At 60.8% G+C, this 22,214-nt stretch carries 20 protein-coding genes; 6 read left to right on the forward strand and 14 right to left on the reverse strand.

Going from position 1 to position 22,214, the window contains the following annotated elements; all coding sequences use genetic code 11:
- Nucleotides 1-76: 76 nt before the first annotated feature.
- Nucleotides 77-1,426 (forward strand): DUF418 domain-containing protein, encoded by a 1,350-nt coding sequence (locus Q0U90_RS01345; protein WP_366516608.1) that lies wholly within the window; start codon nucleotides 77-79, stop codon nucleotides 1,424-1,426.
- A gap of 3 nt (nucleotides 1,427-1,429) precedes the next feature.
- Here the strand turns inward: Q0U90_RS01345 and topA are convergent, their stop codons facing one another.
- Together topA and Q0U90_RS01355 are read right to left on the reverse strand one after the other, a co-directional pair.
- Nucleotides 1,430-4,402 carry a type I DNA topoisomerase gene (gene topA / locus Q0U90_RS01350; RefSeq protein WP_297450496.1) on the reverse strand — a complete coding sequence of 991 codons (2,973 nt, stop codon included), beginning with the start codon at nucleotides 4,400-4,402 and terminating at the stop codon, nucleotides 1,430-1,432.
- A gap of 830 nt (nucleotides 4,403-5,232) precedes the next feature.
- The gene (locus Q0U90_RS01355; protein ID WP_005511370.1) at nucleotides 5,233-5,436 is read right to left on the reverse strand and encodes a cold-shock protein; all 204 of its coding nucleotides are present in this window, start codon (nucleotides 5,434-5,436) and stop codon (nucleotides 5,233-5,235) included.
- 312 nt (nucleotides 5,437-5,748) lie between these two features.
- Between Q0U90_RS01355 and Q0U90_RS01360 the strand changes: the two genes are divergently transcribed.
- Nucleotides 5,749-8,085, forward strand: coding sequence for a DEAD/DEAH box helicase (locus Q0U90_RS01360; RefSeq protein WP_297450507.1), 2,337 nt, complete (start codon nucleotides 5,749-5,751; stop codon nucleotides 8,083-8,085).
- On the opposite strand, the gene Q0U90_RS01365 is transcribed toward Q0U90_RS01360, so the two are convergent.
- From Q0U90_RS01365 to Q0U90_RS01395, 7 genes are all read right to left on the reverse strand, one after another.
- Nucleotides 8,069-8,434: an Rv3654c family TadE-like protein gene (locus Q0U90_RS01365; protein ID WP_297450510.1), complete on the reverse strand. Its 366-nt coding sequence runs from the start codon at nucleotides 8,432-8,434 to the stop codon at nucleotides 8,069-8,071. The two genes, Q0U90_RS01360 and Q0U90_RS01365, sit on opposite strands and share 17 nt — an antisense overlap.
- Complete coding sequence (locus Q0U90_RS01370) at nucleotides 8,431-8,784, reverse strand: TadE family type IV pilus minor pilin (RefSeq protein ID WP_297450513.1); 354 nt, start codon at nucleotides 8,782-8,784, stop codon at nucleotides 8,431-8,433. The genes Q0U90_RS01365 and Q0U90_RS01370 overlap by 4 nt, the downstream gene beginning before the upstream one ends.
- Nucleotides 8,777-9,037, reverse strand: coding sequence for a DUF4244 domain-containing protein (locus Q0U90_RS01375; RefSeq protein WP_297450516.1), 261 nt, complete (start codon nucleotides 9,035-9,037; stop codon nucleotides 8,777-8,779). The genes Q0U90_RS01370 and Q0U90_RS01375 overlap by 8 nt, the downstream gene beginning before the upstream one ends.
- A 149-nt stretch (nucleotides 9,038-9,186) precedes the next feature.
- The gene (locus tag Q0U90_RS01380) at nucleotides 9,187-9,840 is read right to left on the reverse strand and encodes a type II secretion system F family protein (protein WP_297450519.1); all 654 of its coding nucleotides are present in this window, start codon (nucleotides 9,838-9,840) and stop codon (nucleotides 9,187-9,189) included.
- Nucleotides 9,837-10,709 carry a type II secretion system F family protein gene (locus Q0U90_RS01385; protein ID WP_297450522.1) on the reverse strand — a complete coding sequence of 291 codons (873 nt, stop codon included), beginning with the start codon at nucleotides 10,707-10,709 and terminating at the stop codon, nucleotides 9,837-9,839. Before Q0U90_RS01385 ends, Q0U90_RS01380 begins: the two co-directional genes overlap by 4 nt.
- Nucleotides 10,710-10,757: 48 nt before the next feature.
- Nucleotides 10,758-11,903, reverse strand: a complete 1,146-nt coding sequence (locus tag Q0U90_RS01390; protein ID WP_297450526.1) for a TadA family conjugal transfer-associated ATPase — start codon at nucleotides 11,901-11,903, stop codon at nucleotides 10,758-10,760.
- The gene (locus tag Q0U90_RS01395) at nucleotides 11,896-13,272 is read right to left on the reverse strand and encodes a hypothetical protein (protein WP_297450529.1); all 1,377 of its coding nucleotides are present in this window, start codon (nucleotides 13,270-13,272) and stop codon (nucleotides 11,896-11,898) included. Before Q0U90_RS01395 ends, Q0U90_RS01390 begins: the two co-directional genes overlap by 8 nt.
- A 755-nt stretch (nucleotides 13,273-14,027) precedes the next feature.
- Here Q0U90_RS01395 and Q0U90_RS01400 point away from each other — a divergent pair.
- Nucleotides 14,028-14,945, forward strand: a complete 918-nt coding sequence (locus Q0U90_RS01400; protein WP_297450532.1) for an HAD family hydrolase — start codon at nucleotides 14,028-14,030, stop codon at nucleotides 14,943-14,945.
- Between the two features lie 26 nt (nucleotides 14,946-14,971).
- On the opposite strand, the gene Q0U90_RS01405 is transcribed toward Q0U90_RS01400, so the two are convergent.
- Nucleotides 14,972-15,994, reverse strand: coding sequence for a hypothetical protein (locus tag Q0U90_RS01405; protein WP_366516609.1), 1,023 nt, complete (start codon nucleotides 15,992-15,994; stop codon nucleotides 14,972-14,974).
- A gap of 204 nt (nucleotides 15,995-16,198) precedes the next feature.
- On the opposite strand from Q0U90_RS01405, the gene Q0U90_RS01410 reads away from it, so the two are divergent.
- Complete coding sequence (locus tag Q0U90_RS01410; RefSeq protein WP_297450535.1) at nucleotides 16,199-16,699, forward strand: phage holin family protein; 501 nt, start codon at nucleotides 16,199-16,201, stop codon at nucleotides 16,697-16,699.
- 94 nt (nucleotides 16,700-16,793) lie between these two features.
- A complete protein-coding gene (locus Q0U90_RS01415) occupies nucleotides 16,794-17,771 on the forward strand; it encodes an alpha/beta hydrolase (RefSeq protein WP_297450538.1) in 978 nt (325 codons plus the stop codon).
- A gap of 32 nt (nucleotides 17,772-17,803) precedes the next feature.
- On the opposite strand, the gene Q0U90_RS01420 is transcribed toward Q0U90_RS01415, so the two are convergent.
- The 4 genes from Q0U90_RS01420 to nth are packed head-to-tail and all read right to left on the reverse strand — an operon-like array spanning nucleotide 17,804 to nucleotide 21,313.
- Nucleotides 17,804-18,997, reverse strand: a complete 1,194-nt coding sequence (locus Q0U90_RS01420) for a MarP family serine protease (protein WP_297450540.1) — start codon at nucleotides 18,995-18,997, stop codon at nucleotides 17,804-17,806.
- Nucleotides 18,994-19,839, reverse strand: a complete 846-nt coding sequence (locus Q0U90_RS01425; protein ID WP_297450547.1) for a CoA pyrophosphatase — start codon at nucleotides 19,837-19,839, stop codon at nucleotides 18,994-18,996. Before Q0U90_RS01425 ends, Q0U90_RS01420 begins: the two co-directional genes overlap by 4 nt.
- Nucleotides 19,836-20,513, reverse strand: a complete 678-nt coding sequence (locus Q0U90_RS01430; RefSeq protein WP_297450550.1) for a TlpA disulfide reductase family protein — start codon at nucleotides 20,511-20,513, stop codon at nucleotides 19,836-19,838. Before Q0U90_RS01430 ends, Q0U90_RS01425 begins: the two co-directional genes overlap by 4 nt.
- 17 nt (nucleotides 20,514-20,530) lie before the next feature.
- Entirely contained in the window at nucleotides 20,531-21,313 is a 783-nt protein-coding gene (gene nth / locus Q0U90_RS01435) for an endonuclease III (protein WP_297450579.1), read from the reverse strand.
- A gap of 671 nt (nucleotides 21,314-21,984) precedes the next feature.
- Between nth and Q0U90_RS01440 the strand changes: the two genes are divergently transcribed.
- A partial coding sequence (locus Q0U90_RS01440) for a cyclic nucleotide-binding domain-containing protein (protein WP_297450553.1) occupies nucleotides 21,985-22,214 on the forward strand: 230 nt, incomplete at its 3' end.

The raw sequence follows: 22,214 nt of genomic DNA on the forward strand, positions 1-22,214 counted from the left end.
CACGACAATCACTATCCTCACCGCGCCACCCGTCGCCAAGCTGCACTCCCGCCCATAATTCCTTTACATTTGAGGAATGAATGACAACCGACCCAGTTCTAGCACCAGCCCCAGACCTCGCATGCTCGTCCCCGACGCGGCTCGTGGGTTCGCTCTCCTCGGCATTGCTATCGCAAACATTGCCACCGCCTGGTTGGTTGCCAGCCCCGAGCTACCCGGAGCATTCTTCGGCGGAGTCATAGACGACAGCGCGGCCGACAAAGCCACCGTGCTTTTTACCGCTGTGACCGCGCATAACCGCGGGCTGCCGATGTTCGCAACACTGCTCGGCTTCGGTGTCGGACTCATCGTCCGCAGTCTGGCCAGGAGGAATTTTCCACTGTCGCGGGCGCTGGTAGTCGTCGTCAAGCGATATGCGTTCCTGGGGCTGTTCGGCATCGCACACATGCTGTTTCTGTTCTTTGGAGACATCATGTTTCTCTATGGCATTTGCGGCATCATCCTGGGGCTACTCATGGCCGCCAGCAACAAGGTGCTGACGATCCTCGCGTGGATAGCGCTGGCAATCAACGCTGCACTGAGCCTGTTGTTTTTGTTATTCGCAATTGCGATGCCCTCCGCCGGGCTAGCCGACTCCGACATGACCACACATGTCAACGGCGGCGCGATTGAAACGAGCTACCTGGATATGCTCGCCGCGAATCTCCAGGTGCTGGCAATGAGTATCACTACCCTGCCGTTGCAGCTGTTCCTCTACCTGCCGGTCATGATGATTGGCTTTGTGTGGGCGCGTAAGGGCGTGCTTGACGACGTCGACGCGCACCGCCCCTTGCTTATTCGGTGGCTCGTGGTGGCTGTAGTCGTCGCTTTCGGTGTCGGCATCCCTATGGGGCTGACCGCGATTGACGTACTTCCAGCCGAGCAACACATGGCCTTCCTGGTCATCAATAGCTTTGCCGGAGTCTTTACCGGCCCGGGAATTCTGGCCGGTTTGGCGCTGGCGCTGCAGCCCCTCCAGCGACGTCTGAACGAGGGCGCGGCTGTGCCTGGCTGGTTGGTGCCGATTGTGGCACTCGGTAAGCGTTCGATGACGGGCTACCTGATGCAGTCGGTCATCTTCTTTGTGCTGGTGTACCCGTTTATGCTGGGTATCCCGCGCGACATGGGCGCATTCGCCCAAACCCTCATCGCTGTGGGCGTCTGGTTGGTGACTCTGTTGGCCGCGTGGGCGATGGAGCGCGGCGGCATGCAGGGGCCGTTTGAGAAGGTGCATCGCCGACTGTCGTACGGGCCGACGATGCGGGCGGAGCTGACTGGGGTCGGTGGCCCCAAGGCGGCTCCGCAGGAGGAGCTGGGCCGGGCGGGCGCGACAGGCACGGAGGGTGCGCCGGACGCTCCGGGCGCAGCGGGCTCGACGGGTACTTAAGACCTACTTGCCCCGGCGTGTCGCCTTCACCACGCGCTTGGTGGTGCGCTTGACCGCCTTCCTGGTGGTCTTCTTCGCAGCCTTCTTCGCAGCCTTCTTCGTGGTCTTGCGAGTCGACTTCTTCGCCGCCTTCTTGGTGCCACCATCGGCGGCCTCCTTCGCACGACGCTCAGACAGCAGCTCGCAGGCGCGGGCATCGGTCAGCGTCTCAGGCGTATCGCCCTTGCGCAGCGAAGCGTTGGTAACGCCATCGGTGACGTACGGACCAAAGCGACCATCCTTCACCGACATCGGACGACCGGAGACATCGTTGTCGCCCAGCTGCTTCAGCGGCGGCTTCGCAGCAGCACGACCGCGGCGCTTCGGCTCAGCGTAGATACGGCGGGCCTCCTCCAAGGTCACGGTGAAGATCTGCTCTTCGTTGGCCAGTGAACGCGAGTCCGTGCCCTTCTTCAGATACGGACCATAACGGCCATTCTGAGCAGTAATAACCTCGTTATCGACCGGATCGACACCGACCTCGCGCGGCAGGCTCATCAGCTTCAGAGCCTCTTCCAGCGTGACAGTCGACGGCTCCATGGAGGAAAACAGCGAGGCCGTCTTCGGCTTTAGAGTTTCCTCGATGATTTCCGCGGTGCGCTTTTCCTTCTGCTTGGCAGCGGTCTTGGTTTCCCAGTTCTTCTTCCGCTTGCCCTCCGCAGCGCGCTGGGCATCCTCTTCGGCGCGCTCAGCTGCGATAATTTCCTCAGCCTTGGCTACGACACCTTCGCGCTCTTCATCGGTGACCAGCTCGGTGACGTAGGGGCCGTAGCGACCATCACGAGCGACAATCATACGACCATTGGCCGGGTTAATGCCCAGCTCACGGCCACCCTGCGGCATCGCCAGCAGCTTCTCGGCGGCAGCGAGATCCAGCTCGTCCGGAGTCATGGCCTCCGGGATATTGGCGCGCTGCACCTCGTCGGCACCGTTTTCACCGGCACCCGGGCGCGTGCGCTCCAGGTACGGCCCATAGCGGCCAACGCGAACGACGATGGGGTTGCCCTCGGCATCGTCGAAAAGGTAGAGCGAATTGACCTTCCGAGCATCAATCGACTCCAAGTTCACGTCGATAATGTTCTTCAGACCGCCGTGGGTCGCAATGGCGTCGGCACCCTTGTGGCGGTGATCCTTCTCATCGCCGAAGTAGAAACCGGTCAGCCACGTCGTGCGGTCCTTATTGCCCGCAGCAATCTCGTCGAGCTCGTCTTCCAGCTCAGAGGTGAAATCGTAGTTGACCAGGTCGGAGAACGCTTCCTCCATCAGCCCCACTACGGCAAAGGCCACCCACGAGGGCACCAGAGCGTTGCCGCGGGAGTAGACGTAGCCGCGATCCTGAATGGTCTTGATAATCGACGCGTACGTCGACGGACGGCCAATTCCCAGGTCCTCCATCTTCTTCACCAGGCTGGCCTCAGTGAAGCGCGCAGGCGGGTTGGTGGAGTGGCTGTCGGCACTGAAGTCCGTGGCCGTCAGGCCCTGGCCTTCCACCAACTGTGGCAGGCGCTTCTCGGCGTTGTCGGCGACCTTGCGGCCGTCGGAAAGCGCGGAGACCTCGACGTATGCCTTGAGGAAGCCCGGGAAGCGGATCGTGCGTCCGGTGGAGGCGAACTCGACGGCGTGCGTGTCAGTGGCGCCGGCGATGGTGACCTTCATGGAGGTGCCACGTGCGTCGGCCATCTGCGAGGCGACCGTGCGCTGCCAGATCAGCTCGTAGAGCTTGAACTCCTCGGCATCCAGCGAACCTGCCAGCTGACCCGGCGTTGCGAATGTCTCACCCGCCGGACGAATTGCCTCGTGCGCCTCCTGCGAGTTCTTCACCTTGCGCGAGTACTGGCGCGGCGCATCGGCGACGTACTCCGAGCCGTAGAGCTCCAGTGCCTGCTTACGCGCGGCGTCGATACCGGCCTTGGACAGCGTCGTGGAGTCGGTACGCATGTAGGTAATGTGACCGTTTTCGTACAGACGCTGCGCCACACGCATCGTGCGCTCGGAGGTGTAATGCAGCTTGCGGCCTGCCTCCTGCTGCAGCGTGGAGGTCATAAACGGCGGGTACGGGCGGCGGGTGTACGGCTTCTCCTCCACCGACGCGACCTTGAGCTCAGAGCCCACGAGGTCCGCCGCCAGAGTTTCGGCGAGCTGCTTATCGACGACCCGGATGCCATCCGACTTCTTCAACTGGCCGCGGTCATCGAAATCGCGGCCCTGCGCTACGCGCTGACCATCAACACTAGTCAGGGTTGCGACGAATTCCTTCGGCTGGTTGGCATCGGAGGAGGCCGAACCGGTGTCCAGAGTTGCGGCGACATCCCAGTACTCAGCGGAGATAAACGCCATGCGCTCGCGCTCGCGCTCGACGATGACGCGTGTTGCCACCGACTGCACACGACCTGCCGACAGGCGCGGCATGACCTTCTTCCACAGCACCGGCGAGACCTCGTAGCCGTAGAGACGGTCGAGGATCCGGCGACCTTCCTGGGCATCGACCAGGTTCTGGTCCAGCTCACGGGTGTTGGCGGCGGCCTCCAAGATGGCCTGCTTGGTAATCTCGTGGAACACCATGCGGCGCACCGGCACCTTGGGCTTCAGAACCTCCAGCAAGTGCCAGGCAATGGCCTCACCCTCACGGTCGGGGTCAGTTGCGAGATAGAGCTCGTCGACTTCCTTGAGCTTGGCCTTCAGGTCGGCGACTTTCTTCTTCTTATCAGCGCTGACAACATACAGAGGGGTGAATCCGTTGTCGACATTTACACCCAGACGAGCCCAAGGTTCCTTCTTGTAGCGAGCCGGAACATCGGCTGCGCCACGGGGCAAGTCACGAATGTGTCCCACCGACGCCTCCACGATGTAATCATCGCCGAGATACGGCTGAATCTTGCGAGCTTTCGTCGCCGACTCGACAATTACAAGGCGCTTGAGGCCGTCTGAATTCGCCATAGAAGTTTTTCTATCCTGCAACGTTGACTGTTTTTAACTGTTTAGGTTCTGGTTTTGATTTTTAGTTTTGGTTTCTTGACCGGATTGTGGCTGGGGTTTCAGCTGTAAGAAACCCACAATCGGTTCCAACCGGTTCCAACCAAAACCCAATCGAATCCAACCGGTTCTGATTGGTTCACATCAGTTCCCGGCCGCGTTCTCCCGGAAGAATATCTGGAAAGAATATGAAGAATATAAGGAATACCGTACACACAATCTAGTTTGTCGCGTGGAATCCTCAAGTATCGGGCGGATTGTGGGTGTGACTGAAGGGGCTGCTGTGGGGGGGAGAGATACCCAGTGGCCGGCCCGACGACTGCTGTGCGGCTGGCCATGATTATCCCAGTGGTCGGTCATGGCTGGCCCTGGCTGGCCGCAACGGGCGCGTGATTGCGGGCTACACCTGTAAATACGGGCTTGTAAATACGGGCTGCAAATGTGAAACTGTCCAACTTTATAGCACTTTCAGGCCATTTTTCGAGTCATTTTTGCCATAACCGCGGTCAGTAACTCGCATTGAGGTAAGAAGCAAAAGGCGCCCACCCGCCGACGCACCGGTCGACACGCTGAGTGGACATACTTTTTGCCTATTACCCCGCGATTATCGCGCACCCCAGCCTCCAGAAATACAAAATCCCACGCAGAAATTACTTTCCACGTGGGAGAATCAAAGTTCACAGCTTAAACGCAGTACGAACTGAACGCAGCATGAACCTTGTAAGCCGAGGCCTGCGAGCCAAACCGAGCAAAAGCCCAGTTCAGAACCGAACTCAGCCCCGGACTACTAAGCCTTACAGAGGCTTGACGTCCAGAGCCTGCGGGCCCTTCTGACCCTCACCGATCTCGAACTCAACTGCCTGGTTTTCTTCCAGCGTCTTGAAACCGGTGCCCTGAATCTCGGAGTAGTGAACGAACACGTCGTTGCCACCGTCAGCTGGGGCGATAAACCCGAAGCCCTTCTCCGAGTTGAACCACTTCACAGTACCCTGTGCCATTACAAAACTTCCCAACTTCAGGATTCGATAAAACAAGTATTCGCCACACACGTCCGGCCACTCACAATGGGGAAACACGGCCAAAGCACCCTCGACCTCGTGCGAGTTTTACTGGGCGCCCTTTGGCGGGCGATACACTCAAAAAGTCTGCCACGTTTGGGGCGCAAGCGCCGATTAAGAACCGCTTCTTGCCACCCCCGTAAACCCTGTGCTCGACATCTGGAAAACCGGGTCACGTTTTAGGGAAAAGGTGGCGGGCAAGTAACGTCGTCAAGCATGTGAAGTGCTCGTTTGCGGGAAAGGTCGGTGCCGGTGGAGTCGTTTGGACGGGAGCTGCTGGGGCCGGTTATTCGTGCGCATCCGCGGGCGACGGTGACACACATTGCGGACCTGCCTGCGCGCGCTGGCGTGACCGCGCCGTGGCCCGAGTGGGTACCGGGCTGGTTGAAAGAAGTGCTGGTAGATCGCGGAATTGAAAGCCTGTGGACTCATCAGGCGACAACCGCGAACCTCGCCCGCGAGGGCGTGCACTGCGTCGTCGCGACGGGTACGTCGTCGGGTAAGTCGCTCGGCTACCTGCTGCCCGTGCTCACAGAACTGTCCGCCACCCCCGCGGCCACCGCGCTGTACCTCTCCCCGACCAAGGCGCTGGGTGCCGATCAGCTGGACACGGCACGTGCGATGTCACCGGTGTCGCTGAGCTCGCTGATTTCGCTTTACGACGGCGACACCCCACAAGATGCCCGGCGCGCAATCCGCGATCATGCTCGCTGGGTCTTTACCAACCCCGATATGCTGCATGTTTCGGTGCTCGGCAACCATGTTCGGTGGACGCGGATGCTGCGCAACCTGCGTTATATCGTCGTTGATGAATGCCACGCCTATCGAGGTGTTTTTGGCGCCAACGTCTCGCAGATTCTGCGGCGCCTCCTGCGGCTGTCCCGCGAATACGGTGCCTCGCCGACCGTGATTTTTGCCTCAGCGACGACCAACGATCCGGCCGACCAGGCTCGTCGCCTCATTGGCGAACCAGTCCAGGCCGTTACCGATGACGGCGCTCCGGTCGGGGAACGAACCATCGCCCTGTGGGAGCCCGGCTTAGTCCCTGACCTACAAGGGGAAAATGGTGCCCCGGTGCGCCGTCCCGCCCCGACCGAAGCCGCGGACATCATGGCCGACCTGCTTGTCGAGGGCGCCCGCACCCTGACCTTCACTCGCTCCCGACGCAGCGCCGAGAAGGTAGCTCTCGGAGTGCGCGAGCGCCTGGAGAAGCGCCGCCGCAGCGACATTGCTGAGCGCATCGAGTCCTACCGCGCCGGTTACCTGGCGGAAGAGCGCCGTGACATCGAGCGCATGCTCGATGACGGCACCCTGCTAGGTGTGGCCACCACCAACGCGCTTGAGCTGGGCATTGATGTCGGTGGCCTCGACGCGGTGGTGCAGGCCGGTTTCCCTGGGACTGTCGCTTCTTTCTGGCAGCAAGCAGGTCGCGCGGGCCGTCGTGGACAAGGCGCGCTTGTGGTGCTGGTGGCCCGCGATGACCCCATGGATACGTACTTGGTCCACAACCCCTCTGCCCTGCTGGGCAGGCCGGTAGAGAAGACTGTCTTCGACCCCCGCAACCCGCATGTGGTGTGGTCCCACCTCTACTGCGCGGCCGTGGAAAAACCTGTCACCACCAGCCAGCTTCAGACATGGGGAACCCTGTCCGTGGCTGAGGATATGGTGGCCGCAGGCTGGCTGCGCAAGCGCACCTGGGAGGGACAAGAACCCGTCTATTACCCAACCGACCGCGATGAGGGACCGCGCATTGCCGCGGCGCACGATGCTGTGAACGTCCGCGGTGGTGATGGCCAGGAAGTGGCCATCGTCGACCAGACCGATGGTCGCCTGCTTGGCACAATCGACCTGGGCCGTGCGATGCAGCAGGTCCACGACGGTGCCGTCTACCTGCACCGTGGCGAGTCCTATCTTGTCGACCAGCTGGACTTCGACAGCCTCGTCGCCCTCGTTCACCCCGAGCAGCCACGCTATTCCACCAGTGCGCGCATGGATACCACCATCCGTATCCTCGATATCGACGACATGCGCCACTACCAGGGCTTACAGGTCGCCTCCTGCCAGGTCGAGGTCTTTCACCAAGTCACCTCCTATCTTCGTCGCCTGGATACCGGCGAGATTCTCGACAGCGTTGAACTTGACTACCCTCCGCAGCGCTTGGTCACCCGCGCGGTGGCCTACACAATGCCCGAGTCCACCCTGCGCTCGTGGGGTGTGAGCTCGGACATTGCGCCGGGTGCTCTCCACGCAGCCGAGCACGCAGCCATCGGTATGCTGCCGCTGATTGCCACCTGTGATCGCTGGGACATCGGCGGTGTTTCCACCGTCATGCATGCTGACACTCAGCAGCCCACTGTGTTTGTCTACGACGGGCACCCCGGCGGCGCGGGCTTTGCCGACCGTGGCTACGAGGCATTCGCGCAGTGGATTCGCGCGACCCGCGATGCCGTCGCCGCTTGCGAGTGCGAATCCGGCTGCCCATCGTGCATCCAGTCGCCCAAGTGCGGCAATGGCAATGATCCGCTGGACAAGGCCGGCGCGATCAAAGTGCTCAGTGGTGTTTCGCGTGCGCTTAACGACGTCCAGTAGAGGCATCCTCCATCGCCACCGGGCCCGCTCTTGATGTGGCTTTTCTCTCCTTTCGTTCGACGCTTACCTGCACGTCTTCCCCGTCAAGCTCGCAGTTCACAAGGTGTGCGTGGTTAGCTTGTGCGATTTTTCCCGCGGCTTCGCAGGCATCGTCGCCCTCTTGCGCGGCCACAGCACCGGCCACTGCGGACAGGTCCGCTGCCACTGCTGCCTGCCGAGCCTGCACTACCCTCACCCCGGCTGTAACTCCAACCAAGGTCAGAACGACGAAAGCGGCGATGAACAGTGCGGCTGCGACAGTGGTGGAACCGTCTTCTTCCCGGAGAAGGCGGGCTGTCGCGTTTCTCATGATGATGCCGCTCTTTCCCGCAGTGCGACCGCGCGTGCTTCCAGCGAAAATGGCCCCGCTGAGCGCCGAATGGTCACGCGCACTGTACCGGAGGTTTCCGATATCGCTACCTGACCATTGACCTCCGTGCGAAGCTCGGCGACTGTCTCCGCATCGCCCCGCGCCTCAGCCCGTGCGATGGCTCCGGCTGCGTCGGTAAGCCCTAGATACATCGCGATTGTGACCAATCCGGACAGGGCAGTAACCATGACCGTGACCAGTGCCGCGAGCCCGAAGGCGGTTTCTACCGTGGTTTGGCCTTCGTCGTCGACGCACAGGCGGTACAGCGTGGAGCGGATGCGGCTAGACATTGGTGTTGAGCGCCCTTTCGATGATGTCGGTAAGGGCCTGGGTGATATCGCCGCCGGTCACAACGGTGTAGAGCAGGGCTCCGAAAGCGGCTGCCGCGATCGTCCCCAAAGCGTATTCCACGGTTGACATGCCGTTTTCCTCGGTAGCCAGTGCGTGCAGGCGCTTGTGCAGATACGAGTACAGATGAGACTTAGCAGCCGCCAGCGGATTGGATGGAAGGTTGCTCGGAAGCTTGGTGTTCTGAGTGGTCATGAGTGTTTCCCCCTTAAGTGGAAGTCGAATGAAAAGTCAGTGGTGAGGTTGTGGTGTGCGTATGCGTGTGTTGGATGACAGCGCGGCAGGTGGCCCGCGCGCGTACCCGAGACCGAAACCGAGACCGAGAGCACAACGGAGTCCGAGCATCATGGCGGCATCAATCCCGCAAACATTTCATCGGCAAGCCCGGCAATCGTGGGGACTAATCCCAGCACCACAAAGGCGGGCAGAAAACACAGTGCCAACGGCCCGGCAATAAGAACGCCGGCCTTTTCGGCTACGGCCTGTGCGGCATCGTGCGCTTGACTGCGATATGTGGCGGCAGTGTCCTCCAAGCCCTGTGCCAGGACAGTGCCGGATTCGCTTGCGCGGCGCCCAGCGGTCGCCAAGGGCTCCAGTGCGGGGGTGGCAGCAAGCTCGTCCCACGCGGAGTGCGCCCCCACGGACAACCTGGCGGAGGCCTGCCGAAGTGGCTCGGCCAGCTCTGGACTCGCGCCATCGGCGGCCGCGGCCATGGCCTGTGACAACGGCATACCGGAGCTCAAACATGCGCCAATGATGTCGAGGGCCGCTGCGGCATCGAGGAGTACAGCCGGACTGATGCGTTCACCGCCGATGACCGCTCGCACACGCTCCCGAACCTGGGTAGCAATCCGCGACAGCCAGCCGGTCACCTGCCGGCGCACGCTGCGTCGCAAGTGAGCATCCGAGTCGGCTACGAATTCAGGCAGGCGGCTGCGGACGGGATTGAACGTCGGCAAGCAAAGATAGCCAGCGATGAGTAGCGCGGCGGCAATCATTGTCCAGCCTCCGCACGATCGATGATGGCGACGGCCCACTCGATGCCCGCACACACTAAACCGACACCGACGACCAGCACAATTCCTCCCATGCCTCGGCTGAGAAACTCGAAGGGAGCTGCCCCGAACGCTTGTCCCATGGCCAAACCGAACACCGGCAGTGAAGCCAAGATGGCGATTGTCATGCGTGGTCCCGCCAGTGCGGCGGACGTCTGGGAGCGATGCGCCTGACGAGCCTGTAAATCTCCCCGCGCGCACTCCAACAACCCGGCCAAACTCAATCCATGCTGCTGCGCCACTGCCCACATGCGCCCAATCCGGTGCAGTTGCTCCGAGGACTCCTCAATTGCCCACGAGTCGGAGAAACTCGCCCGATGCGCCGCGTGCGCGAGATGATCTGCCAGCACAGTTCCATCTCCTGACCTGCGCAATTCCACAGCTGCCGCATTGAGCGCCCGTGATGGTGCCGCCCCCGCGCGCATCTGCGCGGTCAAGGTCTCCAGCGCTACCGCCGCGCTGTCCGCTTCTCGACGCTCACAGCGCCTCCCCCTCACAGCGCGCACTACCGCCCCCGCAGTGCGGCCCAGCAACAGCCCAGCTATGGCCCCTGGAATCCCGGCAACCCACAGCAACACGAGCGCGGGGCCCACAACGATGAGAGCTGATCCCCTTGCAGCCCCGCTCACGCCACCGGTGCTTGGTGCACCCATTCCGTTTACGTCGGTGCCCAGACCAGCCATGCGCTGCAACCATTTCAGCCCACCGGAGACCTCACGAGCACGACCTGCCAGCGCCCGCGAGCGCGCTGTTGCCGAATTGTCCGGCCAGATCGCGACTGCCGCAGCTACGCCACTAACAAGTATCGTCACGCTAAACCCCTCCCCCATAGCTGTTAATTCCCCCTTCTAATCCCCTGGCTATTCGCCGCCGACCAGCAGCTTCTGTAACGTCTCCCACCCCGGCCCCGGCCCATCCCGAGCAGTCCAGACCTCCACCATCTCCGGTGGGTTACCTCGCAGCAGCCCGATCTGCGCCAGCCTCCGCACATCGGTGCGTTCGACCACCAGTACCACCTGCACCGCCGAGACCAACTGCGCATGCAGCCCGGCTCGACCAAGCCCACCAATCAATCCCAAGGCCTCAAAACGGGCCACAACATCCCCGATGCGGTTGGCATGAATTGTCCCCGCCCCACCGCGATGACCCGTATTCAGCGCAGCCAACAAATCCACCACTTCAGCACCGCGGATTTCACCGACGACAATGCGGTCGGGACGCATGCGCAGCGCCTGTTTCAACAGCTCCTGCTGCCCGATCGCGCCGGCGCCCTCCAAGTTGGCGGCTCTAGTCACCAGCTTCACCACATGCGGATGCTGTGGTTGCAACTCTGGAGTGTCCTCAATGCACACAATGCGCTGGTCAGGGTCTACTTCTGTGAGCATCGCCGCTAATAGCGTGGTTTTTCCCGCACCTGTGCCACCAGCGACAATAAACGACAACTGTCCCGTCACAATCCCCCGCAACACCGGCAGAATCTCCGGCGGAAACAGCCCTACCTCGCACAGCTCCGCCAGCCCCCTCCGAGCCGGACGCAGCACCCGCAGACTAATCTGCGTGCCGGTCGCCGATGGCGGTGAAAGCACCGCATGAACTCGCACACCACAGCCGCCAACACCGCCGGGAATATGGCCGTCGGCCCAGGGCTGCGCGTCGTCAAGCCTGCGCCCGCACCTCGACGCCAGCCGCACCGCATACGCGCGCACCGCGTCCTCGTCCGCAAAGGTCACGTCGGCGCGCTGCAACCCACTACCGGCGTCGACCCAGACCTCGCCCGGCGCGGTGACCAGCACATCGCTAACCCCAGGACGCCGTAGCAACACATCGAGCACACCTGCACCCACAGTTTCCTCACGAATCGTGCGTAGGAGCTCCAGCACCTTCACATCGGAGACCACACCCGAGGTCTCCGCACGAATAATGTCAGCAATTTCACTATGCGACACCGCTCCAGACCGCTCCGCAAGCACTGTCCTCACCGCTGCCAGCAGCCTGACATCATCCATCGCCATCACCGCGAACAAGGGCAAACATGGCCGCCAATCCCCGCGTCAGCTTGACGACGCTACCTGCGAGCCCTCCCACATCTATCTCGTGAGCTACTTTTTTGCAGTACTCAATCTCCCCGACAATGGGCAGGTCAAGCGCATACTCGACCTCTTCGACACTGATATCGCGGTGCTGTTGATGTCGAACCGCAAGGCTCGGTGTGAACCCAGCCAGTGCGCAGATAGCCGCCAGATACCCAGTGGCTGCGATAGCTCGGACGGAAGTGGGGACGACGATGACCGTGTGGTCGGCAAGCGCACCAAGCACGGTGATGTACTCACCTAGTTTCGGACAGTCAACGATGACCGTAATTCCGGCGTGAATGAGGCAGCTAACCGTACTTGCGATATGCCTAACCCTGGCATTGTCAGCACCGGTATCCATGTGTACGTGATTATCGGCGGCTTCGTGTGCGCGAGTGCGAGTCCAGGTCAATACTTTCAGCGCTGGTGACCGAGGGCATGATGGCAGCGCCTCGTAGAGCGCCGCGCCGTCGAGCCGGCCATCTGCCGCCGAGAAGTCCTGCCACCTGAGCCCCGGCTCCGTTTCCATGCCGAGGACCAAATCAATGCCACCCGCCAGCGCGTCCGCATCCACCAGGCACACGGGCTTTTCACGGGAGAGCACCAATGCGCTAGCTGCGGCCGTAACAGAGGAACCAGCACCTCCAACGGCAGGAACAAACATCAGGCACGTAGCCGTAGCATCGGTAGTCGCTGGCGATGACTGAAACTGCGCTGGCCCCGGGGCAGGTACCGTCGACACCGGATCTACAGCTGTCAGCACATTCGGCTCAAACGCTGCACCCGAGGCTGTACTTACTCCCAGGCCTGTCGGTCGCGCCGGGCGTTCTGAGTAATCTAAGTGATCTGGACGCGCGGTCTGCCCACACCGTTCTTCCCTATCGGATGCCACTGGATTACCCGGACGAATGTCACCACGGCCCAGCAACTCGACAATATCGACGTTATCCGCAGGCAAGCTGGCACTGTAGACAGGCGCTAACATCTTTGCGACCTGCGTATCCTCCGCCTCGGTATCACTGCGAACCAGAAAGATTGCTCCCTCACAATGAGGCCGTCCAGCTAATCTCCGAGCTGCTGGCACATCGACAAACACTGCTGGTGCCCTACGCCACAGGGCCGATGAAACTCCCGCTCCTTCCGACGCTGGCATCGGGACAGACTCGGAGCCAAAAGAAGGCACGGACTCCTGCGCGCAAACGCGACCAGTAGCAGCGACTATGAGCGCAACCTCTTCACGCAGCGCCTCATCATCGACGGCGTTTACTACTGGATTGGATGGAGTCTCGGTTCGCTGAGCCATGGACAACTTCTTGATCGCCATGGCCATAGCGTGCACTACAGAGCGGATGCAATGATGCTCGCAAAGGACTAAATCCATGCCGTCTGTGGATAATTTTCAGACTGTGGATAACAACAGAAAGCCGCGTTGCCCTGGCCTTTTGACCGCTCCGCGGCCTGGCCAATATCCGCACTCCTCATCAACATCGGGTTACATAGCAAAAATGTGCCCGCTCGTCGTGTCGGCGAGTGGGCGCCTTTTGCCACTTGCCCAACGAGAGACAGTGAGTGCAGTTATGTTAGCGACAGCGGTTCGATGCGAGTTAGTGACTACGCTTATGGCAAAAATGGCCCGAAAAATGGCTTGAAAGTGCTATAAACTCGCACAGTTTCACATTTGCAGCCCGTAATTTTTGGGATCAACATCGGGCCAGGAAAGGGGCGACGCCCCGCGCCGGGGGGGGATTGGCGCGAGGCGTCTATAACCGGCTCGGGGGGGGATTGAGCCGGGGCGGCCTCGCAGTCTGTTCTTAAAAGAACTAGAAGGGGCCTGCCACGTCCAAGTATTGCATATAGCGAGCAAACTGCAAATACCTTCAATGAATTAACCGGAAAATATGTTCGACATCACTCACCCTGGCTCAGCATCCCTACTCAACCGACACCAGAACCCGCACACAACCACGCGCTGAAGCTGACCTTCCCGGTCACCACCGAGCAGCTAAACGCCCAAGATGCTCTCCCCAGGCAGGTCAACCATGGGTAAGCTCAGAAGCTATGGACACCGGCGAGAACAAGGCTTCAACAACGCCGCAGCCGCGCGCTTCTACAGATGCTCATGACACTGCAGGGCCTCGCGACAATGCAGGGCCTCGCGACAATGCAGGCTCTCGCGTCATCCCCGAAAATCGCGTCGCTGCGTTCTTTGACCTGGATAAAACCATCATTGCCAAGAGCTCGGCCTACGCGTTCAATAAGCAGCTCCTCGAGCGCGGCATCATCTCACCGAAGGACATGATGCAGATGGCACTCAGCCATGCCCTGTATATGTCCCAGGGGCACGACGAATCTCAAATGGAGGCCACCCGCGAGCAGTTTTCCGCCCTTATCGCTGGTCACAGCGCCAGAGAACTTCGACAGGTCGCTACCGAAACACTAGAGAAAAATATAACGCCGTACATCTACGCCGAGGCGCTGGACCTCATTCGCGAACATCGCGCGCAGGGGCATCAGGTGTTCATTATTTCGGCATCGGCTCGCCAGCTCGTCGAGCCCATTGCCCACGCACTCGGAATCTACAACGTCGTGTCTACGGAGCTGGAAGTCCGCGACGGTGTCTTCACCGGCGAAACGGAGTTCTTCTGCCGAGGGAAAAATAAAGCTCTGCAAATGCGTCGGATAGCGGAGAAGCACCAGCTCGACTTGGCCAAATGCTTTGCGTACTCGGATTCCATCACCGATGAGCCCATGCTTTCCGAGGTCGGTCATCCCGTCGTGGTCAATCCCGACCGAGCACTGCGCAAGGTAGCGACAGAGCGCGAATGGCCAGTGCACCAATTCCGGAATCCGGTCCCGCTGTTCCGCGCCCCGTCGAAACGCAATACTGCAATCGTTGCAGGTGTCACACTCGCGCTTGGCGCAGGAGCGACGCTGTTGGCGCTGCGCAAAAACGACGGCGAATCTAAGACCGACTGACCTCCACAGGTCAGCAGATACCCCGCCTACACGGCGTCGGCGATACCGCGCGCCTCCACAGCACCGGCCTTCAACCCCTCCAGGTGCAGGAGAATCCACGCACGCAAGCCCTCGGCGCTTCCCGACGCGAACCCTTCAGCGGTCTCGAAATACTCCTGACGGTGGCGAGTCCAGTAGACCTCCGGCACGGCCAAGCCACGCGGATCCAGACCGGTTGCAACAGTCGTCAACCGCGAAGCAGCACGGGCAATGATGCCGTTGTGATACTCAAAGGGGCGCAGAGTCAACAGTTCACCGTGCACGATTGCAGATAGCACACCTGCATGAACCTGGCTGCGTCCGGTGATGAAGTCACCCAGCACGTGCAGACGCTGCTCCTTCATGGCTGACGAGAGCTTGTCGTCGCCAACTGGGCGACCGGCCTTCATCCGAGCCTCCGAACCGTCCTCGGTCTCACCTGCAGGTGACGCGTTCAACGCGAACTTGGCCAACACCTGCTGCGGAGCACGCTGCCACACGCGGGTGGTCTCACCGATTGACTCCGGGGAGATAGTGTCAGCAACCCGCAGAGCTGCTGCGAGCACGGGGTCGGTGACATTGCCGTCGTCGGGAAGCGAAGGCTCGCCGCCTTCTAGCCACGCCGATGCGCGGGCACCACGCAGCACCGACTCGGCGCCGGTGACATTGTGCTTGCGCAGGTTGGCCTTGTGTCGGTGAACAGCCTGAATCGCCTTAGCTGCGACATCAGCGGCGTGCGCAACGCCCTCTAGCTGCCACAGAGGCGCAAGGGGGTCTTTGGGGTCAAGCTGCGGGGCAGGAGCAGCGGATGCCTCCACAGCCCCCTCCGGCCCCTCGGCTGAACCGGCGCTATCAACGCCCTCAGCAGGTGTCTTGGCCTGTGCGGCTTCACGCTCTGCGCGCTTCTTCGCCGACACGGATGACACACCCAGGCTCATTCCAGCCAGGCCGCCTTTTCCGGCACTGGCACCATTGCCAGCTCCGGCACCAATTCCGTTGGCTCCACGCACGTTCTCAGGCTGATTACTCATATCCCACACCCTAATTCTTCACTGCCAAGTAAGTGACAAACTTATATAGAAACGAATAGCGATGAGAAAATCTTCACCGAGTTCTTAGCTTTTTCGCCCTTGTGGCGCGCTCTGCCCACAATGAAAGGTAGTATGGCAGTTTGTAACTGCAGTTTTAAAGTTTCCAACCATCTTTTCCAACCATCTGCGTAGGAGGAAGTACACGTGAGCAACGACGATACGAAGGGTCTCTTTACCGACGGCACCGAACCGCGTGTTACCGCTATCCCGCTGAGCGATGTGGATAGCAACGCTTCGGGCGATGCCAGCATCGGCCAGCTCGTGTCCAATGCTTCTACGCAGATTTCCGCTCTGGTTCGCTCTGAGATCGAGCTGGCTAAGGCTGAAATTGCTGGTGAGGCTAAGAAGGGCGCAGTTGGCGGTGGCTTCTTCGCGGTTGCCGGCGTCGTCGCGCTGTACTCCTCGTTCTTCTTTTTCTTCTTCCTCGGCTGGCTGCTGGATGTCTGGCTGCCGACCTGGGCTGCATTCCTCATCGTTTTCGTTCTGATGCTGGTCATCGCCGGTGTCGCGGCGCTGCTGGGCCTGAAGAAGGTCAAGTCGATTCGCAAGCCGGAAAAGACCATCGAGTCGGTGCAGGAACTCAAGTCGGTCGTGCCTTCGGAGGCCGCGAAGAAGTCTTCGCAGTCGAACGGCATGTACACCTAAATACTTAAGAGATATTGGGCGGGACTTTGTCGGTCTCGCCCTTTTGTCTTATTCACCCCCGGTTTAAGCCCTTCGGATTAGGTACTTCTCCCTCATGACCTCCCGCAGCGATTCCCTCACTGGCCCCTGGCAGCATCGACTCATTCACGTCCGCGGCCAGCGCCTCCACATCGCCGAGTGTGGCCGCCCCTCCGATCCGCTCGTGCTGTTTATTCACGGCTCGACGGGCGGTTGGTTCGAATGGCGCAAGGTCTTGCCACTGCTTAACGACGACTCGGGCGACCCCCTTCCTGTGCATGCGGTGGCTATCTCCATGCGCGGCTACGGTCAATCCGACCGCACACCAAATGGCTACGACCCGTTTGAGGCAGCCCAGGACATCGCCTCATCGATTCGCTCGCTCGGGCACTCGACTGCAGTGCTGGTCTGCCAGGGGTTCGGCACGTGGGTGGCGTGGACGTTGGCCTCCAAACAGCCGAACCTAGTCGCCGGGATTATTGGCTGCGGCGCTGCGCACCCGAAGGTGTGGCTCAACCAGCTGAAAAGCCCGTGGTCGGAGGAGTTCCGCAGCAGCTTGGCACCGCTGCTGCGCCGTTCCTGGTGGGACTCGCGGCCACGGGTGCCACGATTCCGGCGCAATAAGTTCAGCACGCAAGCGGCTGAGAATCGCCAACAGCGACTCATTGACCGCATCGTGCGCGAGTCTATGTCCACCGCCGGAGAGGGTTTCGTCGAGACCTCAGAAGGACAAGAGACAGCGGAACTCATGGCTGACAGCCTGGCCAGCGGTGCACTCCGCCCCGCACTGGCGCACATGAACTGGTGGACACGACCGGCTCCGGCCGCTTTTCGCAAGTGGTTGGGCGCAATCGAGGATTCGTCGAGAAGCGATGAGCGCACGGTGCTGCTCGTCGGCGAACAGGACACCCGCACCCCTCGCGCGCTGGTGGAGCTCAGCTCGGCGCATGTGCGCGTCGTACCGGATTGCGGGCACTTCCTGCCGGTGGAGAAACCACAGGCTGTGGTGCAGGCAATCAGAGATCACGTGGACTGGCTGCCGGAGGGCTCCTAAGCACTCGCGGGCCTGGGGCCCGCGAGCAGTAACTAGCCCGCGACGCACTCCTGCGTGCTGATGGCCCCGTAGTTATCCATCGCCTCATCGATGTGGGGCTGCACCTCGGAGTGCGGCAGCGCGTAACCGGTCTGGTCATTGTTCACGCCGGCACCGAATACCAGGCCCAGAATCTTGCCCTGTGGCGTAATCAGCGGGCCGCCCGAGTTACCGTGGCGCACATCCGCCTTCAGAACATACGACTGCCGCTCGTGCCGAGTCGACGAATAAATATCCGGCCCTCGAATAATGATGTTCTCGTTCACACGCGCGGGCGTGGCCTTAAACGGCCCGGATTCGGGGAAACCAAGCACTACCGCGTCATCACCAGGGCGAGCTTCCTGGTCAGCCCACTGCAGGGGCTCCAGGGGAAGGTCGGTGGTTCGGAGCAGGGCGACGTCGTCAAGCGGATCGTAGTGCACGACGTTTGCATCAGCCATGCCCACCACGGTTTCCAGCCGAACCGTGGTGGCGCCGGCGACAACGTGTGCGTTGGTGAGAATCAGATCCGGTGCGATCACAAAACCCGTGCCCTGCAGCAAGCGCTCGCACTGTGGAGCCTCCCCCAGGACACGGACAATAGACGGTCGAATACTGTCGACAACACCCTGCGAAATCACATTGGGGTCGGCGGGTTCATCGGGAATTTCCTGCTTGTAGCCGAATGGCGGAGCGATTGCGGGCATTCCATCATCGCGGAGCTGGCGGAGAATGCCGCTGAATACATCGCTCCATTCATCAGGTGCGACCTGGTCGATGAGGTTCATCCCCTTGGACTCACGCACCCAGTCAGCAAATTGTCCTGGCACACCGGCGGCCAGAGGCGCGGCAATCATCCACGTAACCACCAGCGCCGTCACAGATTGCACGATGGCACCAAAGCCCGAATCCAGGCCGACTGCCAGCGGCGAGCGGATGGTATTCCGCAGTGACTGCCCCGCCACCGCACCCACCACATGGCCAACAAGCGCGAGCAGAATAACGGTGCCGAGGCCCAGTACGACCTTTCCCGACTGATTTTCTACCTGCGACATCGCCAGCGGCGCCAAGGGCACGCCAATGACCAGGCCCAGGACGACACCCACAATGGCCATAATCGACGACACGGCACCCTGCTGCCAGCCGACGACAAGCGCGAAAATAAAAACCGCTACCAGCGCAACGTCGAACACTGCAATTGAAGTCATCGTCGTCGGCCTCCCTTCAGAATCGACAGTTTTTCACCATTAGCGGAACGCGCGAGTACCGGCAAAAGTTTCTGCACATTGGCGTCATCCCACGGTTCTGACCAGCCGGCCACGTCCAGCAAATAGGACAGTACGCCACCGGTAAAGCCCCACACGACGAAGTCACCAACGTTGAAAGCCGGACCTGTCCAGCCGTGATAACCGAGCATCATGCGGTTTTCCGGATTCGTCAGGTGGCTAATTGGCACATTGAGTACCGATTCCGTCTCCGCCGGATCGACCACACGCAGCGGATGCGGCGCGTGCCAATAGGCCAACACCGGATTGACTGCGAAGCCTGTGCGCGAAATATCAATTGAGTCCAGCACCCGCACCGGTGTCACCGTCTCCCGGTTCAGGCCGGTCTCTTCCTCAGCTTCACGCAGTGCGGTATCGACCTCGTCCACGTCCTCCGGATCGACACGACCGCCTGGAAATGCCATCTGCCCTGCATGCTTACGCAACGTAGTCGCTCTGTGCGTAAGGACCACACTGGCATCGTCCGGCCGCTGGTGCGCCTGCGCATCACCGCTGAGCAGCACCAACACCGCCGACCGTGCGGGATTCCGCAGAGGCTCCTCCTGCGTCGACGAGTCTCGCCGCAATTTCGCAAACGCACGCTTCACGCTTGACGACGCAGCCGAGTGCCCAGCCTCCTGCTGATCCATGTTGCTTGAGGTGACGTGGCTCGTGCTGGCGGTGTGGTCAACACTAACCAGACGCGGCGGCAAACTATTGGTCAACCACTTCGGCAGATACAACCCCGAACTCGCATCTCGATTCCACGAACTCCCCTGCGTCACTTCAATGCACCTCGCACAAGGTCAGTAATCTGCTGCGCATCGGTGAACTCACCGGGATGCATGGCCGCCACCGTGCCGTCGGCTCCAAACACAACGGTGATGGGGACAACCCGCGGCAGATTCAGCGCTGGCCCAACCACGTCGACCGTGTCCGAGTAGGTTGGCAGATCCACGCCGATTTCCTGCAGTAAGGCCTGGCCACGCCCTGCCTCGCGAGCCGCATGCACCGTCACTACCTGCACATCTGGGTTGTCTTTAGCCCATTGCTGGATAAGTGGCAGCTCTTGACGACACGGCGCACAGTTCCATGCCCACACATTCAGCACAGTTGGCTTGCCCTCGACGACCTGCCCCATGTCCAGCAATTCCGCCTGGTCGGCCAACATCGGCAAGCGCACGCCGCTCAGCGAGCCGGTGCCCGCTACCGCTGCGATGTCGTCCTTGGACATTGCTGGGGCTGCGGGTTCGCTCCCAGCACCGGCATCGCCATTGCCAGCAACACCATCACCGACCTCATCACTGCCGCCGGTGGTATTCACAATCGCGAAAATCACCAGACCCACAATGCTAATTCCCGCGATGAGCAGAGTAATCAGCGAGGCCGAACGGTTAACGTCCGCCTGCCGATCATCATTGTGGCCACCATTGTGACTACGACCGTCCTGCTCATTCACGAAAAAGTGCTCCTCGACTAGTCCTGTGTCGCTGTGGTGTTGCGGGCGCTGTGCCCGTCGTCAAGCGCGGAAAGTTCCTCCCCACTGTAGCCGTCATTAAGACCGGCCAGGTAGAGAAGCCACTCCCTGTCGTCCGACTTAATCAGCTTCTCCGCCGTCTCCGGCTCCGCCGGACCCGCGATGCCATACGACGGGCAATCCGCCGCCAAGAAACATGCCCCGCACGCTGCGCGCCGCGAATGGCACACTCGGCGCCCGTGGAAGATCAGCCGATGCGAAAACCACGTCCACTCTGCGCGCGGCAGCACCTCCATCATCTCGTGCTCCACTCGCACCGGATCCTCCTGCTCCGTGAGCCCCATGCGACGCACCAAACGCCCGAAATGCGTATCGACCGTCAACCCCGGCACCCCAAAAGCATTCCCGAGCACCACATTCGCGGTCTTGCGCCCCACACCCGGCAGCTTCACCAGCTCCTCCAACGTGCCCGGTACCTCGCCGCCGTGCTGCTCCATGACCCCCTGTGCAAAGCCGATGATGTTCGCCGCCTTATTCCTATAAAAACCAGTCGGCCGAACGAGCTCCTCCACTTCCTCCTGATTGGCAACCGCCAGCTCCGCCGGGCTTGGGTACCGAGCGAACAACGCCGGCGTGGTCATATTCACCCGCACATCCGTACACTGCGCCGACAGAATAGTCGCCACCGCGAGCTCATACGGATTACGAAAGTCCAGCTCACAGTGCGCATTCGGGTACGCCACCGCCAGCGTACGGTTAATCCGCCGCGCACGCCGCACCATCCCCAGGCGCGTCTCCTTCCCCCGCGCCGCCGGATGCGCCCCCACCGCCCGACGCTTCTTCGACGTCAGGGATCCCTGCGGGTGCGTGGGTTGGGGTTTGCTTATCTGGTGCATGCTTAACGACGATGCCTTGCCGGTCGTATCCATGGTCGTAGTGTATCGGCTACCCCGGATTGCAATTAGCGTGCGTATGTTTTCCGTACCTTTAGCGGACAGGATTCTTTTAGCGGACAGGGCTCTTCGATTCGTCCGGTATGTGGATGGAATCGGTAGCAGCTCGGGCGTATACGGTCAGAAAGTCGCAAAGAGTCATGCCCAACCACAACTTGGAACACCGTTAGCGCATTGCGGCTTCGAAATCCACAGTTCAGAAGCTTTTCATCAGAATTATCCACAGCCGTAGGCACTCTTTTGATACAGTGGTGTCTATCACATCTTGGTGACGGCGTAGTTTTTGGGATACACCTGCAGAGTCGATTTGTCGCGAAATTCGTCCAGGGTTGAACGTGCCTTGAAAGCTAGGCAGCGGCGTTACCGGGAAAGACTGAAAGTAGTGGGATGGGGCGGATTCTCTTCCTGTTTGTCCACTGCAGTCTGTAGTCGAGTGTAAATTTAGTGGCTGCTGGCCGGTATTTTACGGTGGCCAGCGCCCAAGACAGGAGAATTTTACCGTGGATGACGTCAAGGAGATTCTCTCCCGTGCCGGTGTATTTCAGGGAGTCGACCAGGAAGCCGTGCAGGCCTTGCTCGGAGAGCTCGAGACGGTTCGCTTCCCGCGTGGAACCACCATCTTTAATGAGGGCGAGCCAGGCGATCGGCTCTACATCATTATTGATGGCAAGGTGAAGCTGGCTCGTCGCTCAGCCGACGGTCGTGAAAACCTGTTGACCATCATGGGCCC

Source organism: uncultured Corynebacterium sp., assembly GCF_946998835.1.
GTDB lineage: Bacteria > Actinomycetota > Actinomycetes > Mycobacteriales > Mycobacteriaceae > Corynebacterium.

Excerpts from the sequence above, each read along its gene's own strand:
- Q0U90_RS01345 (WP_366516608.1), top strand. The coding sequence starts at position 77 with ATGAATGACAACCGACCCAGTTCTAGCACCAGCCCCAGACCTCGCATG.
- topA (WP_297450496.1), bottom strand. The coding sequence starts at position 4,402 with ATGGCGAATTCAGACGGCCTCAAGCGCCTTGTAATTGTCGAGTCGGCG.
- Q0U90_RS01355 (WP_005511370.1), bottom strand. The coding sequence starts at position 5,436 with ATGGCACAGGGTACTGTGAAGTGGTTCAACTCGGAGAAGGGCTTCGGG.
- Q0U90_RS01365 (WP_297450510.1), bottom strand. The coding sequence starts at position 8,434 with ATGAGAAACGCGACAGCCCGCCTTCTCCGGGAAGAAGACGGTTCCACC.
- Q0U90_RS01370 (WP_297450513.1), bottom strand. The coding sequence starts at position 8,784 with ATGTCTAGCCGCATCCGCTCCACGCTGTACCGCCTGTGCGTCGACGAC.
- Q0U90_RS01375 (WP_297450516.1), bottom strand. The coding sequence starts at position 9,037 with ATGACCACTCAGAACACCAAGCTTCCGAGCAACCTTCCATCCAATCCG.
- Q0U90_RS01380 (WP_297450519.1), bottom strand. The coding sequence starts at position 9,840 with ATGATTGCCGCCGCGCTACTCATCGCTGGCTATCTTTGCTTGCCGACG.
- Q0U90_RS01390 (WP_297450526.1), bottom strand. The coding sequence starts at position 11,903 with ATGGATGATGTCAGGCTGCTGGCAGCGGTGAGGACAGTGCTTGCGGAG.
- Q0U90_RS01395 (WP_297450529.1), bottom strand. The coding sequence starts at position 13,272 with ATGGCTCAGCGAACCGAGACTCCATCCAATCCAGTAGTAAACGCCGTC.
- Q0U90_RS01400 (WP_297450532.1), top strand. The coding sequence starts at position 14,028 with ATGGACACCGGCGAGAACAAGGCTTCAACAACGCCGCAGCCGCGCGCT.
- Q0U90_RS01405 (WP_366516609.1), bottom strand. The coding sequence starts at position 15,994 with ATGAGTAATCAGCCTGAGAACGTGCGTGGAGCCAACGGAATTGGTGCC.
- Q0U90_RS01415 (WP_297450538.1), top strand. The coding sequence starts at position 16,794 with ATGACCTCCCGCAGCGATTCCCTCACTGGCCCCTGGCAGCATCGACTC.
- Q0U90_RS01420 (WP_297450540.1), bottom strand. The coding sequence starts at position 18,997 with ATGACTTCAATTGCAGTGTTCGACGTTGCGCTGGTAGCGGTTTTTATT.
- nth (WP_297450579.1), bottom strand. The coding sequence starts at position 21,313 with ATGGTGCGGCGTGCGCGGCGGATTAACCGTACGCTGGCGGTGGCGTAC.